The 15,547-nt window shown below is 68.8% G+C and carries 19 protein-coding genes; 13 read left to right on the forward strand and 6 right to left on the reverse strand.

Translation table 11 applies throughout. The features are described from left to right. The 6 genes from ACQEVI_RS12475 to ACQEVI_RS12500 all read right to left on the reverse strand — a co-directional run bounded on the left by ACQEVI_RS12475 (nucleotide 1) and on the right by ACQEVI_RS12500 (nucleotide 6,271). Nucleotides 1-882, reverse strand: coding sequence for an FHA domain-containing protein (locus ACQEVI_RS12475; protein WP_432898953.1), 882 nt, complete (start codon nucleotides 880-882; stop codon nucleotides 1-3). A 123-nt stretch (nucleotides 883-1,005) separates the two neighbouring features. After that, entirely contained in the window at nucleotides 1,006-1,395 is a 390-nt protein-coding gene (locus ACQEVI_RS12480; protein WP_432898956.1) for a hypothetical protein, read from the reverse strand. Between the two features lie 18 nt (nucleotides 1,396-1,413). Further along, nucleotides 1,414-1,782 carry a YrhB domain-containing protein gene (locus tag ACQEVI_RS12485; RefSeq protein WP_432898959.1) on the reverse strand — a complete coding sequence of 123 codons (369 nt, stop codon included), beginning with the start codon at nucleotides 1,780-1,782 and terminating at the stop codon, nucleotides 1,414-1,416. A gap of 359 nt (nucleotides 1,783-2,141) precedes the next feature. Beyond that, nucleotides 2,142-2,381: a hypothetical protein gene (locus ACQEVI_RS12490; RefSeq protein ID WP_432898962.1), complete on the reverse strand. Its 240-nt coding sequence runs from the start codon at nucleotides 2,379-2,381 to the stop codon at nucleotides 2,142-2,144. Then, nucleotides 2,381-5,140, reverse strand: a complete 2,760-nt coding sequence (locus ACQEVI_RS12495; protein WP_432898964.1) for a hypothetical protein — start codon at nucleotides 5,138-5,140, stop codon at nucleotides 2,381-2,383. Before ACQEVI_RS12495 ends, ACQEVI_RS12490 begins: the two co-directional genes overlap by 1 nt. Nucleotides 5,141-5,158: 18 nt before the next feature. Next, entirely contained in the window at nucleotides 5,159-6,271 is a 1,113-nt protein-coding gene (locus tag ACQEVI_RS12500; protein WP_432898967.1) for a DUF6177 family protein, read from the reverse strand. Nucleotides 6,272-6,570: 299 nt separating this feature from the next. Here ACQEVI_RS12500 and ACQEVI_RS12505 point away from each other — a divergent pair, with 299 nt between their 5' ends. The 13 genes from ACQEVI_RS12505 to ACQEVI_RS12565 all read left to right on the forward strand — a co-directional run bounded on the left by ACQEVI_RS12505 (nucleotide 6,571) and on the right by ACQEVI_RS12565 (nucleotide 15,547). After that, on the forward strand, nucleotides 6,571-6,906 hold the full coding sequence (locus ACQEVI_RS12505; protein ID WP_432898970.1) for a hypothetical protein: 336 nt from the start codon (nucleotides 6,571-6,573) through the stop codon (nucleotides 6,904-6,906). Between the two features lie 36 nt (nucleotides 6,907-6,942). Beyond that, nucleotides 6,943-7,254, forward strand: a complete 312-nt coding sequence (locus ACQEVI_RS12510) for a pore-forming ESAT-6 family protein (RefSeq protein ID WP_432898973.1) — start codon at nucleotides 6,943-6,945, stop codon at nucleotides 7,252-7,254. Nucleotides 7,255-7,258: 4 nt separating this feature from the next. Next, nucleotides 7,259-7,606, forward strand: a complete 348-nt coding sequence (locus ACQEVI_RS12515) for a DUF6507 family protein (protein ID WP_432898976.1) — start codon at nucleotides 7,259-7,261, stop codon at nucleotides 7,604-7,606. 71 nt (nucleotides 7,607-7,677) lie between these two features. Then, nucleotides 7,678-8,313 carry a hypothetical protein gene (locus tag ACQEVI_RS12520; RefSeq protein ID WP_432898978.1) on the forward strand — a complete coding sequence of 212 codons (636 nt, stop codon included), beginning with the start codon at nucleotides 7,678-7,680 and terminating at the stop codon, nucleotides 8,311-8,313. 1 nt (nucleotide 8,314) lies between these two features. Beyond that, nucleotides 8,315-9,256: a hypothetical protein gene (locus tag ACQEVI_RS12525; protein WP_432898980.1), complete on the forward strand. Its 942-nt coding sequence runs from the start codon at nucleotides 8,315-8,317 to the stop codon at nucleotides 9,254-9,256. 195 nt (nucleotides 9,257-9,451) lie between these two features. Further along, nucleotides 9,452-10,141 (forward strand): SAF domain-containing protein, encoded by a 690-nt coding sequence (locus ACQEVI_RS12530; RefSeq protein ID WP_432898983.1) that lies wholly within the window; start codon nucleotides 9,452-9,454, stop codon nucleotides 10,139-10,141. A 1-nt stretch (nucleotide 10,142) separates the two neighbouring features. Further along, entirely contained in the window at nucleotides 10,143-10,937 is a 795-nt protein-coding gene (locus ACQEVI_RS12535) for a hypothetical protein (RefSeq protein WP_432898986.1), read from the forward strand. Continuing rightward, a complete protein-coding gene (locus ACQEVI_RS12540) occupies nucleotides 10,934-12,625 on the forward strand; it encodes an ATPase, T2SS/T4P/T4SS family (RefSeq protein ID WP_432898988.1) in 1,692 nt (563 codons plus the stop codon). Before ACQEVI_RS12535 ends, ACQEVI_RS12540 begins: the two co-directional genes overlap by 4 nt. Further along, a complete protein-coding gene (locus ACQEVI_RS12545; RefSeq protein ID WP_432898991.1) occupies nucleotides 12,622-13,494 on the forward strand; it encodes a type II secretion system F family protein in 873 nt (290 codons plus the stop codon). The genes ACQEVI_RS12540 and ACQEVI_RS12545 overlap by 4 nt, the downstream gene beginning before the upstream one ends. Continuing rightward, complete coding sequence (locus tag ACQEVI_RS12550) at nucleotides 13,494-14,405, forward strand: hypothetical protein (protein WP_432898994.1); 912 nt, start codon at nucleotides 13,494-13,496, stop codon at nucleotides 14,403-14,405. Before ACQEVI_RS12545 ends, ACQEVI_RS12550 begins: the two co-directional genes overlap by 1 nt. A gap of 64 nt (nucleotides 14,406-14,469) precedes the next feature. Next, entirely contained in the window at nucleotides 14,470-14,670 is a 201-nt protein-coding gene (locus ACQEVI_RS12555; protein ID WP_432898997.1) for a hypothetical protein, read from the forward strand. Then, the gene (locus tag ACQEVI_RS12560; RefSeq protein ID WP_432899000.1) at nucleotides 14,667-15,080 is read left to right on the forward strand and encodes a TadE/TadG family type IV pilus assembly protein; all 414 of its coding nucleotides are present in this window, start codon (nucleotides 14,667-14,669) and stop codon (nucleotides 15,078-15,080) included. Before ACQEVI_RS12555 ends, ACQEVI_RS12560 begins: the two co-directional genes overlap by 4 nt. Next, nucleotides 15,077-15,547 carry a TadE/TadG family type IV pilus assembly protein gene (locus tag ACQEVI_RS12565; RefSeq protein WP_432899003.1) on the forward strand — a complete coding sequence of 157 codons (471 nt, stop codon included), beginning with the start codon at nucleotides 15,077-15,079 and terminating at the stop codon, nucleotides 15,545-15,547. Before ACQEVI_RS12560 ends, ACQEVI_RS12565 begins: the two co-directional genes overlap by 4 nt.

Genomic DNA, 15,547 nt, shown 5'->3' on the forward strand with positions numbered 1-15,547 from the left:
TCACGATGCCTCCACGCGGAACGTACGGTTGCCGAGCTGTACGGCGCCGCCCGCAGGGGCGGCGACGGGGCGGCCGGCCTCGGCGCGGTGCCGTGTGCCGTCGGCCCGCACCACCCAGGAGCCGTTGGTGGAGCCGCGGTCCACGAGCCACAGCGTGGCGCCGTCCCAGCTCAGCAGGGCGTGGGTGGACGAGACGGAACGGGTGGGATCGGTGAGCTCCACGACGGCGCCGACCTCCTCGTTCGGTCGGGGTCTGGGGCGGCGGCCGAGCAGCACGGTGCTCGCCACCTCTATGCGCTCGGCGCCGTCGGTCAGGACCGCGACGGGGACGTGCTGGGGCCGGGTCTGCGCGGTTGGTGCGGGGGCCGCCGGGGTTGCCGGAGCGGGCGTCGACGCCGCGATGGGCATCGATGCCGCGACAGGTGCCGGCGGCGTCGGACGGCGCTGTGCGAGGCGGACCGACACGACCCCCGCGCCAGGCCAGCGGCCCGGTCCGGGTGGCGTGCCGACGAGCGCGTCCACGTAGCGGGTCCGGGTCAGCAGCGCGCCGGGCGTCCCGCCGGTCTGCCGGAAGGCCCGCACCAGCAGCACGGCGACGCCCGCGACGAGGACGAGGCCGAACGGGACGGCGATCGCGGGCGGCCAGACGCCGACGGCACCCAGCAGGACGGGCGCGGCCGTCAGGACGACGAGTCCGACGTCGAGGGCGGCGGCCAGCGTCCGTTCGCTGCCGGACGCCGGGGTGAGGCTCGCCAGCAGCGCGGACGCGACCGGTCGGGAACCGACTGCCGGGGCCTCGCACCTGTCGCACCGGGGCGCACCCGGCACGAGCACCGCACCGCAGGCGCCGCACGAGCCGATCGCGGCATGTCCTGCTGTCACCGTGGCGCCCCCCACTGGTCTTCGAGTGCCGGCCAAGTCGCGGCGTGGAAGATTCTGGCACGCCGGGCGAATTTTCTGGACGAATCTCTCAGCGGGGTGGCTGGGACTCAGGTCGGGTGGTGCTCATCGACGGCCGTCCTGCGGCACGCAGGTACCGCCGACCAGGTCTGTCAGTGCTTGGCACACCCGCACGCCGGTCACCCCGGCTTCGTCCCAGGGCGCGTACGCCTGGATCCACACGGGCTGGGCGTCCGGGGAGACCCGATGCTCAGGGTCGGCCACAGACCTGGCGACGTGATGTCCGGGGAGCAGGCGCCAGATCTCGTGCGGTGACCCGAGGGCGGACTGCTGCTCCATGGACAGAGCGACCTGTTGGTCGCCGTCGACGACCTGGATGATCGCGCCGTCGACGGTCCAGCGGACGCGCAGCGCGGGGTCGACGGCTTGCAGGCTGTCCATCAGGTCGTCCTCGGTGACCATGCGTGGCATCAGCATGGTGATCTCACGGGGCATACGTGCTCCCTTGTTCGTTCATGTGGGCGGCGGCCGGTGACCGCCATCGACGACCATCGGGGCGTAGAGCTCGGAACCCGGTGCGCCGAATTTTTCCGCGAGGAGTTGACGAGCTTCGGCCTCCGAGACCTCTCGCAGGTCTGTCGCTCGCCAGCGATCAAGTTCCTGATCGGTTGTACCGGCGGTTCCAAGAACGACAAATTCATCACCATTCTTTGGGACAGCAATAGGGCCGGCCAGGAACTGGTCGAACACGTTGCCGGACTGCAGGTAATCTGCCGTGTTCCAGTTCACGATCCACACATCGTCGTGATCGACGGTGCCTTGGACTCCAAGCTCGCCGTCGAAGATCGCCATCCGCTTTCCCGACTTGGCTTCGAGCTCCATGAGTGCTCGCTCGGCGCAGGCAACCCCATTCGCCGGCCGGTCAATCCTCGCTGTCAGCTACCATAGGAGCGTGCAACTGAGAACCGGCTTGGAAAGCGGCTTCCAAGAACTCGGCCGCTTCGGACTCCGAAACCTCACGCAGTGAGATATCGTTGTAACCCTTCATTGACATCGATATATCGCCCGTAGAATGCCATCTCCCGTCTCTCCAGAAGACGGAGTCGCTGGTAATGTCGCCGACTCGCTCACGTCGGTATAATCCGCCTTCGATTTTTCTTCCATCTGGCAGAAGGTCGATCTCGCGATAAAACTTCGTCATACTGCACGTCCCTGACTGATGACCAATGATGCGTGAACGGTTAACCGGCGTAGACGACCGTGTCCGGCCACAGTCCGGCACTCACTGATTCCTTGTATGCCTTCATGATGATCCTTATTGCAACCTTTTCGAACTCTTGATTCGGCACGATGATTCTTTGGGTGAAGTCAGCCTTCACGGCGACGATCCGTCCCGCCGAAGGGCCGTCTGCCGATATGAACGAGTAGACGACAAGGTCATCGTCTTCGTACAGTTTCTTGCCGTCTATGAGAACGCCCATCAGCTCAGACCCACCTCTCTGGCCCAGTTGGCAACATGATTTGCTGCAGCATGTGCCTCGCGATACGTGCTGCCTGGATTATCTCGGAGATATTCGAGTTCTGTCTTCTCGTGCAGCAACCATAGCCGGTCGGACGGCAGGGCTTTCCCGTCCTGCAGGCGGAACCAGGCCTCGGCCTGCTCAGGTATCGCATCAAAGCGCTTGATGGCGACCGTGCCGTCGCCGTATCTCAGCTCGTGTTCTGTGAGAAAGACGTGTTCTTTTATGGCGGCCAAATCATCCAGGGTAATAATTGTACCGTCCGGCAGGTCGAGGTTGGAGGTGGCCGCTGCGATCATCGTGACATCGTCGGTGGCATCTCGGATCTCGTCATATGCGTCTTCCGACCAGATCTCGCGTAGGGCAATATCGCGAGGACCGGTGTGGCCGCCACCGATGGATTCCGCTCCGACCGCAGGAGCCTGAGCGCCATCAGCGGCCTGCCCTGGGTCGTCGATTGTGGCATGACTGGTTGAGCCATTTTCCGGGTCGGGCCAGTCGATGGCATCTGCGTCTTCGGGTCTTGGTACGGCATCGAAGATTTCGTCCTGCAGAATCTCGAGTTGAGCGCGGCGTTCAGGTGCGACGCCTGGAACTCGCTGTTCCTCGTACAGAGAGTGGGCGGCCATCTTGGCATCGAAACTGTCCGGGGTGTGGAACTGGACTTCGATGATGCGTCCGGACTGGTCGACCCAGTTGCTGTTGATGCCCTGGTAGCCGGGCTGGTCCCACGTGTTCTTGAGCTTCCCGAAGGGTTCGTATCCGCGCTCGCTGAGGTCGTCGATGATGGCCTGCGTCGAACGGACGTAGTCGCCTGGCTCCACGAGGAACGTGAAGCGAACCGAGTCCTTCATCCTTGCGAGCTGATCGTCGGCGCTCAGCAACGGGTTCGTACCGATCGCCGTCGCAAGCTTGCGGTAGAACGAGTCCTCGCTCTTGAGCCGGTAGTCGAGGCCCTCGAGCCGGGCGCCAGGATGCTCGGCGGCGAGGTCCTGCATGTCTTGCGTGATCCGCGGCTCGATCTGCCTGCTCGTGGCCAGATACTCGTCCGCGGCCGTCTTCTGACTCTCGGTGAGGGACACGCCCTCGTCCGGGTTCTCCCATGCGATCGGGTCGTCGCCGAGCCCGGAACGGTCCCCTCCGTCGCTACCGGACCCGGACTCGCCATGATCGGGGCTCTCCGTCGCCGGCTCGCCACCTTGGCCGGCAGGGTCCGGGTCGTCTGCGTCTCGGTCCCCATCGTCCCAGTCGGCTCCCTCGTCCGGACGGTCACCGCCTGGTGCATCGCCGTCCGGCACATCGCCGTCCGGCATGTGGCCGCCGGACACATCCCCGTCCGGCAACCCTCCGTACGGCTGGCCGTTCCCGCCGTCGATCACCGTGTCCCCGCCGGTGCCGAAAGATCCCTCTGATCCGTACGCGCCCTGCGCCGCGCCGACCGTCACCGGTTCGCGGACATGGTTCACCGAGCTCAGGTGACCGTTGTCGGTCGTGTACTTCTCGACCGACGGCGTCTCCATCCGGGCCGGGATGTCGTTGCCCTTCATTGCCGCGGGCTCGGGCACGTTCGAGAGCTGGGTGACGGCCGGCACCTCGATCTGCGACAGAGACCGCAGCCCCGCGCTCAGACCTGCCGTCACACCCGTGGCACGGGTCGTGGACACCAGCGACGTGCCGCCACGCAGGACCGCTATCGGGTCCATCGCGTTACCCAGGATCCGGGCGCCCTGCATCGTGGCCGACAAGACCTGCCCGGTCCGGCCGGCGGTCGCCACACCCTTGATCGCGGCCCCGGTCCCCAGGGTTGCCACCGTCAGCAGGATGTTGCCCGCCGCCGTGCCGAACGCACGCGCAGGGTCCTCCTCCCACATGTCCCACGCCACGAGCGACTTACCCGTCTCCAGCCACGCGTCGCCGGCCGTTCCCCAAGACCATTGGCCGGAGGCCGGGTCGCGGCCGATCAACGCGCCCATCCCGCCCCACGTGGCGGTGAACGTCTCGGCGCTGAACCCGTGCTCGTCCAGGCCGATGAGGCCACCCAGGCCCAAGAAACCCTCGCCGATGACGTCCTTGGCGAACCCGTCCCACACGGCCGACCTCACCGATGTGACCGCCGAAGCGGGACAGTGCTCCTTCTGCTCCACCGGTGCGCCCCATGGCATCGCCGTCTCGGTGGGGATCTCGGTCAGCCCGAACGTATTCGGGTCGGCAGGGCCGTCGCTGACGCCCGCGTTCCAGGGGGCCAGGCAGTCGATCGCGCGGATCGCGTTGGCGCACTCCCGTTCGGCGTCCCACAGCTGCACCTGCACGCTGTTGACCCGCCCCAGCAGCGTCGTGTTCTGCGCCACCAGCTCCGGGTCGAACTCCCACTCCGGGTTGGTAGAGATCCGCGCGTGGAAAGTCCACGCATCAGCGCGCACGACGTCGAAGGCCGACTTGATCGCGCGCAGGTCCTGGGCGAAGCGGCCCAGCGCTGTGGCGACCTGCTCCAGGTCATCACCGAGCCTGGCGGTATCGGACCGCACCGGGTCCAACGCGGACAGAAGTTGGTCAGCCTCCGGCGCCTGATAGTCGGCCCGCAACCCGTACCACGCACCGACTACGTCGACACCTGCGTCCCGGACCGCCAGCGCGTCCGCCCGGAGGCTGCGCGCGGCATCGTCCACCGCGTCCGGATCCAGGTTCGCGCCAGGGATCAGCTCGGGATCAATCGCCGGCATTCACGCCCGCCCTCTTGGTCATGGTGCAGGGTCGCTGGGTGTCGTGCCGTGCAGATCGGCCAGGAGCTCTTCGGCTCCGAGCCAGCGCACGATCCGGGTGGCCGTGTTCCAGTCGGCGTGGTCGAACGTGCCGAGGGTGAAGCGGAGAACCGGGAGCCGCCGGGCGCCGAGGCGGACGGCGCCGTGCTCCCGGACTGCCGCGTCGACATCGACCCTGAGCTGGCGTATTCCGGGGGCCCCGAGCAGCATCTGAAGCGGTGCGGGCGGAGCCTCGAGCTCGGGCGGGACCCGCAGGTCACCGCGGCCGATGCGCGTGGTGGCCAGGCAGAACAGCGGGAGCAGCTCGTTGCCGAGCGTGTCGAACAGGCCTGGCACCCTCTCGGTGACGTGGCGCGCTGCGTCGCTGCCGGGCCTGCCGGTGACGACGTCGAGAGTGGTGATCTCCTCCAGACCGTCCCGCGTGCGGCGCACCAGCATCGTTCCGATCACGCCGTCGCCCACCACGACCAGGCGCACCGGCTGCGGTGCCCGCTGACGAACGTACCGGGTGAGCACCGTGCGGTCCCATGCGGCGAGCGCGGGCTCGTGCGTGCCCCACGACAACGGCGGGGCGCCGGTCAGGTGTTCGATCGCGAGCTCGGCCGCGCGGCCGAGGGTTGTGGTCGGCCGCGCCTTGTGCCGCACGGACAGCGACAGCTGGACCGTACCCGCGATCGGCCCGCTGCGCCGTGCCGTGAGATCGGCGGCGACCTGCTCGTCGATGCCGTCGGGCGTCCCGCCGAGGAAGACGGGTGAAATGCTCTCGAGCTTTGGTGGGTCGGACGGGGCGTCCACGGCATCCTGGAGACGGGAGAACTGCCTGCCGGTGACGCCGTCACGAAAGGTGCCGTCACCCTGGTCGACCATCCATATGCCGCCGGTGCCGACCAGCGCGTCGCGCATGGGGCGGGTCAGGTAGGAGCGTTCGTCGGTGCCGAGTACCAGACGCGATCCACCGATCGACCGGAGCAGGTCCGAACGGGCTTCGGTGAGCCCGGCCACGACGGCACGGCTCTGGGTCAGGAACAGGTCGGCCTCGACGTCCCAACCGTCGATCAGGGGGTGCAGTGCGGACTTTGGCTCGGGGGGCAAGCGGGGCATCTCCTGGATTCACGACGTACTGGCCCGTGCTGGAGGCACGATTCTGGCACGAGAGCACGCTCGTGTGGATGAAATTTTTCATGCGGCTCAAGCCGGACGAAATACCGGACGAGGCTCTCAGCCCGGGTTCTCTGGGTTCAGGCGGTCGACTGTCCGGACCATCGGTAGCGGCGTCGGGCGATCGCCTCGCGGTTTCATGGACGCAGACCTGCGGGTCTTGTACTTTTGTGAATGATTTCGCCCGCTCAACTGAGTCGGCGGAGAGGCGTTCCGACGTGGGGGAGCTCGCTATGAAGTTCGCGATGGGGTCGGAAGTCCTCTCGACCTTGACGAAGAAGACCGGTGCGTCCTCGGAGGATCTGGGGGCGCTGGTGCGGGAGCTGGGCGCGGCCGCGGAGCCGTTGGAGGGCAAGTTCAACGGCGCGGGTCGCGCGGCGTTCGATGCCTTCAAGGGCCGGACGGAGGAGATCTCCGTCGAGCTGAACCAGGCGCTCAACGCGGTCCTGACTGGTGTCTCCGGCATGGACAGGTCGTTCAGCGAGGGCGACACGACGATGGCCGACGAGACGCGGGCGAAGCAGGCCTCTGCCTCGTTCGACGCCGCGCGCTTCGGCGCCGGCAAGTAACCGGCAGACAGCACAGAGACCAGGGGGCTGAGAATCATGGCCAATGCAATGGATCGTCGGGACTACGAGCTGGGCGCGTCGACCGAGACGCAGGAGAACTTCGAGCGGGTCGCATCCCGCCTGGAGGCGCTGATCGATCAGCGCGACGCGGACGTCAAGGCCGCGATGGCCGACTACGAGGCGTCGGGTGTCTCCGAGGACTACCGGGCCAAGGAAGTGCGATGGAACACCGTCGCGGGCGAGGTCCGGGGCATCATCCGCACGCTGCGCGGTTCGCTGGAGCAGAACGACGCGACTGCCCAGGACGCGATGTCGCGCGCCCGGGCCGCGGTCGACTCGATCGGCTGAGCAGGTGACCGGCTACCGGGTCTCGCCGGAGGGCGTGGAGGCGACGCTGCGCACGGTCCAGGACCGTGCGCAGTCGTTGTCCACCACCCTCGGCGGGCTCGAGGGGCATGTGACCAAGGCGGTGACGGGCGCAGGCGGAAGCGCGATCATCGCCGAGGCGCTCGGGACGTTCTTCAACGGGCGGGTCGAGACCTTGCGGTCCATCGGCACGCGGATCGAGGCCGGTATGACGGGTGCCGTGCAGGCGGTCGCCAGCTATGACCGCGCTGATGACGAGATGGCCCAGACGCAGACGAGTCTCGCGTCGCGGGCGACGACGTCGGGTGGGTTCTCGGGCACGACCAACGGGTGAGTCGTGCGGCTGGGTGATGTTCCGACATGCTTCGTTGCACGCCCCTGAAATGCCACCGAGGAGATTTCTGCATGTTCAGCAAGCCGCGTCCCGCCGTCATGGGTGCCGCTGTTGCCCTGGCCCTGATGCTCGGCCTGTCGGCCTGCCAGGCCGACTCCGAGGCAGCCCCCGACAGTTCGGCGTCACCGTCGGCCCCATCGACTCCGACAATCCCGCCGTCGCCGTCTGCATCACCGACTCCGGAGGATCCCGCCGAAGCAGCCAAGGCGAAGAACATCGCCGAGGCCAAGCAGCGCTACCTGGAGTTCCAGGAGATCACCACTGAGAACGCGAAGAAGGGGAAAAGCCCGTTCTCGGAACTGATGAGCGGGGGCTACATCGGCAGCTCCGAACTCCAGAGTCAGCAGCAGTCCTTCTGGGAGCAGTACACCGAGCTGAAGCTCAAGCAGGTCGGTGAGGCGAACGTCGAGGTGGTCGCGGTGACCAAGTACGAGGGTGATCCGCTGCAGAAGGACGTCACCGGTCAGCGCGTGCACATGAAGGTGTGCGTCGACAACAGTGGCAAGGATGTCGTCCGACCGGACGGGACCTCGGCCGTCCAGAAGGGCAGCCCGGACCGGGTGCTCATGAAGGTCACGATGCAGGGTCAGACGCAAGACGGCATCTGGTCGGTCAACGAGGTCACGTCTACCGGGGAGAAGTGCTGACATGCGCCGGACCGTGACGGCTCTCGTGGTCGCCCTCCTGATCGTCACTGGTGCTCCGGTCGCGACTGCCGCGTTCGGCGCAGCAGTCGTATCCACCGCTGCTCCAGACCCCACCGGCGGCGTCGAAGCTGACACAGAGGGTACGGTCATTGTCGGCGTCGAGACGGGTGGCGAGGCCGGCGAGACCACCCCGGTGAGCAAGCCCAGCGGTGGCAAGAAGCCGGTCTGCACCTACGAGGGCGAGAAGGTTCCGTGTACCTCGGACGACGGGGTCTGGGACGGTGCTTGTCACATGAAGGCTGCCGACCCGCAGCCTCCGAAGAGCGATGCCGTGTGGCAGGGGAACGAGAACGGCCTGATCGTGACCTGCACCCCGTACTGCGATGAGGCCGGTACCGGGGGCCAGATGGGGAACCCGGGTGCCTTGTGCGCAGTGCCGGTCACCCGCTGGGTGCCGACCCTGCCCGGCGCGCCGGACCCTGCGGTCCTGGCTCAGCGCGCGGTTTCGACGATGCAGCTGCGCGGGATCGACGTCGGCATCGTGCCCGAGGAAGGGCCCGACCGGGTCGGGATCCTGGGGATGCCCCAGTGGATGTGGGTGAACGAGCCGAGGCCGAGGACGTTCGGCCCGATCACGCGTGAGGCCTCGGCCGGCGGTGCCACTGTCACCGCAACCGCGAAGGTCGACAAGGTGGTGTGGGACATGGGTGACGGCAACACCGTCACCTGTGTCGGCCCGGGCACTCCGTACGAGGACCGGTATGACATCTCCGACTCCCCGGACTGCGGCTACAAGTACACGAAGCAGGGCAAGTACGAGGTGACCGCGACGTCCTACTGGACGGTGCAGTGGGAAGGCATCGGCCAGACCGGCACCATCCCGCTGGACTTCACCTCCACCGCGAACATCGTGATGGGCGAGGCCCAGGTCATCACCCAATGACGGCCGGGCTTGCGGAAGGTGTGAGTCGTGCGGCTGGTAGTCGTCGAAGCCTGGCCAACGCCCGATCGACGCGGTGCGCGACGTACCTACTGACCTTTCCTCCGAATCCTGACAAGCCCCGACTACGATGCGGGGGCGGACGGCGGTAAATTTCGCCCGTTCGAGGCCATGCATACCCAGGGAAGGCCTTCCAGCATGACAACGACCACACCCGCCCCTGATGCCGCGCGCGTCGAGCGCTCAGGTCGCCCCGGTGGTGGAGCCACGGGTCCCGATCAGATCGCGCCGCCGCCGAAGATGCGCCGACGCCCCGCCATGATCGCCCTGTCGGTGGCCCTGATCTGCGTGGGTGGCCTGGCCAGTGGGTGGGCGTGGCAGTCGACGTCGACCGCGCAGGAGGTCCTGACGGTCCGGGAGACAGTGCTTCGCGGTGCGGTGATCGAGGAGGACAACCTCGTGATCGTGCGGATCGGCGTCGACCCGGCGATCCAGACCGTGAAGGCCTCGGAGATGGCGACGCTCGTTGGACAGCGGGCAGCGCTCGACATCGCCGCGAAGAGCGTCGTCACTCCGGACCAGGTCACCGACGCGGTGGTTCCGCCGAAGGGTTTCTCGGTGGTCGGCCTGAGCCTGACCGCCGCGATGCTCCCGACCGAGCAGCTCGCCGCCGGCGACAAGGTGCGCGTCGTGACGACGGGGGGCGAGGACAACGCCGCCGCACCGCCGCCCGCGGCCTACGGCGCGACCGTCGTCCGGTCGTCCCCGGACGAGATCACCGGAAACACCCTGGTGAACGTGCAGGTGGCGACCGACGTCGCTCCAGGTGTGGCCAGGCGCGCGGCAGCCGGCGAGGTAGCGCTCGTGCTGGACAGTCAGGAGCGGTGACATGGCGCTGATCGTCCTGACCTCTGCCAGCGGCTCACCCGGCGTGACGTCGACGGCGCTCGGCCTGGCCATGACGTGGCCCCGCCCCGTCATCCTGGTCGACGCGGACCCGACGGGCGCGCGCGCGATCCCCGCCGGGTACTTCGGCGGTGCGCAGCTGCCGAACGACCACACGATCATCGACCTCGCGGTCTCGCACCGGCAGGGCACCCTGGCCGAGGACCTGCCGCGGATGCTGATCCCGGTCCCGGGCACCGGGGTGCAGCTGCTGAGCGGGCCGCAGAACCACTACCAGGCGCGCGCGCTCGACAGCATGTGGGAGCCGCTCGGCGGGGTGTTCAAGTCGCTGGAGCGCACCGGGCAGGACGTGATCGTCGACGCGGGCCGCCTGGGTCTCGAGGGCTTCGCGATGAAGCTCACCACGCAGGCCGACCTGGCGCTGCTGGTGACGCGCTCCAACCTGCCCGCCCTGGTCGCCGCCAGCTCGTGGGCGGCGACGCTGCGGGAGTCGTTCACGCGTGCCGGCGCCCTGGACAGTCTTGGTGTTCTCGCGGTCGGTCCGGGCAAGCCGTACGACAACCGCGAGATCGCAAAGGTCCTGGAGCGCCCTGTGATCGCGAGCGTGGCCTGGGACCCGTCGTCGGCGGAGGTGTACACGTACGGCGCCAAGCCGCCACGCAAGTTCGAGGCGTCGAGCCTCACCAAGTCGCTGCGGGCGGCAGTGCAGAGCGTGCGGGCCGGCGTCACCCGGTCGAGGGCCCAGCTGGGCGTCGCCACCGAGGGGATCCTGCGGTGACGGGTCAGCCCACGGATCCCACTGCCCTGCCGATCTTCGGCGGGCCGGACGAGTGGCAGGACCCGCAGGAGCCGGTCCGGGAGTCGCCCGCCGGGCAGATCCGGCCGCGGCGGCCCGCCGCCCGTTCGCTGGCCGGCCGGATCGCGGCGCGGCCGGGAGCCCAGACCGGAGCGCCTGCCGCCCCGGCGCCCGTGCAGAGCCCGAACCCGGCTCCCCCCGTGCTCGCGCAGCCCCCGTCCGGCGCGATGAGCCCGTGGCTGGGCAAGGTGACGCCCACCTCTGTTCCCACGAGGCTGCGCGCCCGTGCCACCTCGACCACCCCGATCACCCCGACGGTCAAGATCGACTGGCACCAGGTGGCGCTGTTCCGCGCGCAGACGTCCGAGCGTCTTGTCGAACGACTCGGCGAGGACAAGGGCAAGGACCTGGAGGCCGAGCGGGAGCTGGGCAAGGAGATCATCCAGACCCTGCTCGAGGACGTCGTCGCCGACCGCCTGCACGACGGCGAGCAGGTGTGGCGTACCGACGAGCAGGACGCCCTGGCCAAGGCCGTCTTCGACGCCGTGTTCGGCCTGGGCAGGTTGCAGGCGCTGGTCGACGACGACTCGGTCGAGAACATCATCATCAGCGGCGCCGACAACGTGTGGGTCGAGAAGACCGACGGCGAGCTGGTCCGCAAGGACCCCATCGCGGACTCCGACAAGGAGCTGCTCGACGAGCTCGCGTTCATCGCCACGCGTTCGGAGGGCAGTGCGCGGAGCTTCTCCACGTCCAGCCCACGTCTGCACATGCGGCTCGATGGCGGCTCCCGGCTCGCGGCTGCCGCGTGGGTCACCGCCCGCCCGTCCGTCGTGATCCGGCGGCACCGGCTGCGCAAGGTCACGCTCGACGACCTGGTCGGGCGCGACATGCTGAGTGTGAGCCAGGCCTCGTTCCTGAGCGCCGCGGTCCGGGCCAAGAAGTCGATAGTCGTGGCCGGCCCGCAGGGCGCGGGCAAGACCACCCTGGTCCGGGCGCTGTGCGGGGAGATCCCGCGGTACGAGGCGATCGGCACCTTCGAGACGGAGTTCGAGCTGCACCTGCACGAGCTCACCGACGTGCACGACATCGTCCACGCGTGGGAGGCCCGGCCGGGTTCCGGGGAGATCGGGCCGGACGGCCGCCAGGCCGGCGAGTTCGGCCTGGAGGAGGCCCTGTACGACTCGTTCCGGTTCAACCTGTCCCGCCAGATCGTCGGTGAGGTCCGCGGCAAAGAGGTCTGGGCCATGATCAAGGCCATGGAATCGGGCGCGGGCTCGATCTCCACCACGCACGCCGCCGACGGTGAGGCCGCGATCCGCAAGCTCGTCACCTGTGCCATGGAGGCGGGCTCGCACGTGACCCGCGAGCTGGCGACGTCGAAGCTCGCCGAGACGGTCGACCTGATCGTGCAGATCAACCTGGACACCAAGCCGGTCGACGCCGCCGGGACCCAGTGGCGCCGGTCCCGGTGGGTCTCGGAGATCGTGCACGTGGCCCCCGGCGAGGCCTTCAAGGGCTATGCCACGACGCACGTGTTCGAGCCCAGCAGGCACGGCGGACCGGCAGTGCCCGGCACCATGCCGGACGAGCTGCGCGACCTCGAGCGCTTCGGGTTCGACCTGACCTCCTACCTGGCCGAGAACGGCCGCGAGGAGAGCGTGCGATGACCGTGATCTTCCCCGCCCTGGGCGGCGCTCTCGTGGTGGCCGGCCTGCTCGGCCTGATCATCGGGCTGCGCAGGACCCCGGTCGATGCCACGGCCCCGCCCGGACGGCGCCGGAGCCGCGCCGTGGCCCGCCTGATGCGGATGGACCGGCGCACCCGGCTGCTGGCCCTGGTGGGCCTGGCCGCGGGCGTGGTCGTCTACATGATCACCGGTTGGCTGGTCGCCCTGGTGATCGGGCCGCTGGCCGGTATCGGCCTGCCCGTCCTCCTGAGCTCCAACGACTCGGCGTCCACGATCAGGAAGCTCGAGGCGCTGGAGGAGTGGGTCCGCAGCCTCGCGGGAGTGCTCACGGTCGGCGTCGGGCTGGAGGAAGCGCTGCGCATGACGCTGCGCTCGGTTCCCGACGCGATCCGGCCCGAGGTGACCACGCTCGTCGCGCGCCTGCGCGCCCGCTGGGGCACGGAGGCCGCGCTGCGCGCGTTCGCCGACGACCTCGACGACGCGACCGGCGACGTGGTCTCCGCGAGCCTGATCCTCGGCGCGCGCCGCCGCGGCGCGGGCCTCGCCTCGGTCCTGGAGTCCACCGCACAGTCCGTGGCCGACGACGTCCGGGCCCGCCGGGAGATCGAGGCCGAGCGTGCCGGGCCCCGGTCGACCGCACGCTGGGTCACGATCATCACCGCGTGCGTGCTGGGCGTCCTCGCCCTCACCGGCGACTACATCCAGCCCTACAGCACGCCGATCGGGCAGCTCCTGATCACGCTGTTCCTTGGCGCCTACGTCGGGCTGCTGGTGATGATGCGGAACATGTCGAAGGGCACACCTCTGCCGCGCTTCATGGGCGCGGACGCGCGGGAAGGGGCCAGGTGATGATGACCACCGGTCTGCAGATCGCGCTGCTGGGCGGGGCCGTGTTCGGTCTCGGCGTCGCTCTGCTGGTCTGGCGCCTGATGCCCGCCGACCCGGACGTGGTCGACGTCGTGCGGCGCTACTCGCCCGAGGCGGCAAAGGAACGTTCGGCGGTGCGGCAGGAGATCGTTGCGCCGGGAACCGTCGAGAAGCTAGGGATCTGGGCGATCCGCCGGCTTCCGGCGTCCGTCTGGGGCAGGTCCCCCACCAAGGAGCTGGCGCTGCTGCGGGTGCCGGTCCACCGGCACTACGGCACCAAGGTGATGTACGCGCTGGTCGGCCTGGTGATCCCGCCGATCCTGTCGTACTACTTCACGCTGATCGAGCTGCCGGTTCCCGTGGTGGTGCCTGCGGGTGGCTCGCTCATCCTGGCGGCCTTCCTGTTCCTGGCGCCGGACATGAACATCCGGTCCGACGCCAAGAAGGCCCGCGGGGACTTCTCCAGGGCCCTCGGTGTCTACACCGACCTGGTCGCTCTCGAGCGGCTCAGCGGTGCCGGGTCCCGGCAGGCCATGGAGAGCGCCGCCGAGGTCGGCGACAACTGGGTGTTCCGCCGTATCGGTGAGGAGCTGCAGCGCTCCCGCTGGAGCGGCCTGGCGCCCTGGGACTCGCTGCAGAACTTGTCCGAGGAGCTCGGACTGCCCGAGCTCAACGACCTGGCCGACGTCATGCGCATGAGCGGTGAGGGGTCCCAGGTCTACGACAACCTCCGGGCCCGTTCGACCGCCTTGCGCTCGGCCATGCTGAACACCGAGCGCGCCACCGCGAACGCCGCCAGCGAGCGCATCAACATGCCCATGTCCCTGCTGGGCGTGGTGTTCATGATCATCCTCATCACACCAGCGCTGCTGCGCGTGATGGCCGGCGTCTGATGTGCCGCCGGCTCGTACCTGCCTGACCGTTCCACTACGCCAGACCTCCAGAAAGGGGAGCCCCATGCTCCACATCGTCGCAACACTGCACGTCTTCGGGCTGAGGGCTGCCGACCGCGCTCGCGCCCGGCAGGCCGAGGCTCCGGAGCGGGGCAACGTCACCATCGAGAACGTCCTGTGGGCCGTGGCGGTCATCGCCATCGTCGCGATCGTGGTCGCCGCGATCAGGGCCTTCGTCACGTCAGAAGCGGCCAAGATCGGGTGACCTACCGTCCCCGGCACGCACGATCCCGGGTACGTCGTTCCCTGAGGGCCGGCGAACGCGGCTCGGCCAGCATCGAGCAGGTGTTCCTGCTGCCTGCCCTCTTCACGCTGATGTTCATGTTCGTGCAGGGCGCCATGCTGTACCAGGGCAGGGCGGTGGCACTGGCGGCTGCGCAGGAGGGTGCGCGCGCGGCGGCGGCGGAGCACGGGACGACCGGCGCCGGCGTGAGTGCCGCGCACGAGTACGTGAGCACGACGACCGTCGGGCTGAAGGGCACCACGGTGACCGGGCTGCGCACCGCGACGCAGGCCACGGTCACCGTCACCACCCACACCGTGTCGCTGATCCCGGGCTGGGAGCCGACCGTCGAGCAGTCGGCCACGCTTCCCGTGGAGAGGATCACCGGATGATGCGGCGCGCGCCGTGGTGGGCTCTGCGGCCCAGGACGCACGGCCGCCGGCGGGACGGCGAGCGCGGGTCTGCCTCGATCGAGGCAGTGATCGGCGTGACCGCGTTCGTGCTGCTCGGGTCCCTGGTCATCGCCGGTGGCCGGGTGGCTATCGCGAACCAGGCCATCGAGTCGGTAGCGGCGGAGGCCGCTCGGTCGGCGTCGATCGCGCGCACCCAGAGCGAGGCCGATGCGTCGGCCGCGGTCGGCGCGCAGGCGAGCCTGGCGAACCAGGACGTCCGGTGCACCCGCAGCAGCGTCACCGTCGACACCAGGGGGTTCGCCGCTCCTCCGGGCACGCCGGCGGAGGTGTTCGCCACCGTGTCCTGTGCGGTCGACCTGTCCGACGTCGCACTGCCCGGGGTGCCCGGTGCGATCACGATCACCAAGACGATGTCCAGCCCGATCGACACCTACCGGGAGCACTGA

The sequence above is a fragment of the Promicromonospora sp. CA-289599 genome, assembly GCF_050936155.1.
GTDB lineage: Bacteria > Actinomycetota > Actinomycetes > Actinomycetales > Cellulomonadaceae > Promicromonospora.

Bases quoted from the DNA above. Each gene is read 5' to 3' on its own strand.
- ACQEVI_RS12480 (WP_432898956.1), bottom strand. From the start codon at position 1,395: ATGCCCCGTGAGATCACCATGCTGATGCCACGCATGGTCACCGAGGAC.
- ACQEVI_RS12485 (WP_432898959.1), bottom strand. From the start codon at position 1,782: ATGGAGCTCGAAGCCAAGTCGGGAAAGCGGATGGCGATCTTCGACGGC.
- ACQEVI_RS12490 (WP_432898962.1), bottom strand. From the start codon at position 2,381: ATGGGCGTTCTCATAGACGGCAAGAAACTGTACGAAGACGATGACCTT.
- ACQEVI_RS12495 (WP_432898964.1), bottom strand. From the start codon at position 5,140: ATGCCGGCGATTGATCCCGAGCTGATCCCTGGCGCGAACCTGGATCCG.
- ACQEVI_RS12505 (WP_432898970.1), top strand. From the start codon at position 6,571: ATGAAGTTCGCGATGGGGTCGGAAGTCCTCTCGACCTTGACGAAGAAG.
- ACQEVI_RS12510 (WP_432898973.1), top strand. From the start codon at position 6,943: ATGGCCAATGCAATGGATCGTCGGGACTACGAGCTGGGCGCGTCGACC.
- ACQEVI_RS12520 (WP_432898978.1), top strand. From the start codon at position 7,678: ATGTTCAGCAAGCCGCGTCCCGCCGTCATGGGTGCCGCTGTTGCCCTG.
- ACQEVI_RS12525 (WP_432898980.1), top strand. From the start codon at position 8,315: ATGCGCCGGACCGTGACGGCTCTCGTGGTCGCCCTCCTGATCGTCACT.
- ACQEVI_RS12530 (WP_432898983.1), top strand. From the start codon at position 9,452: ATGACAACGACCACACCCGCCCCTGATGCCGCGCGCGTCGAGCGCTCA.
- ACQEVI_RS12535 (WP_432898986.1), top strand. From the start codon at position 10,143: ATGGCGCTGATCGTCCTGACCTCTGCCAGCGGCTCACCCGGCGTGACG.
- ACQEVI_RS12545 (WP_432898991.1), top strand. From the start codon at position 12,622: ATGACCGTGATCTTCCCCGCCCTGGGCGGCGCTCTCGTGGTGGCCGGC.
- ACQEVI_RS12550 (WP_432898994.1), top strand. From the start codon at position 13,494: ATGATGACCACCGGTCTGCAGATCGCGCTGCTGGGCGGGGCCGTGTTC.
- ACQEVI_RS12555 (WP_432898997.1), top strand. From the start codon at position 14,470: ATGCTCCACATCGTCGCAACACTGCACGTCTTCGGGCTGAGGGCTGCC.
- ACQEVI_RS12565 (WP_432899003.1), top strand. From the start codon at position 15,077: ATGATGCGGCGCGCGCCGTGGTGGGCTCTGCGGCCCAGGACGCACGGC.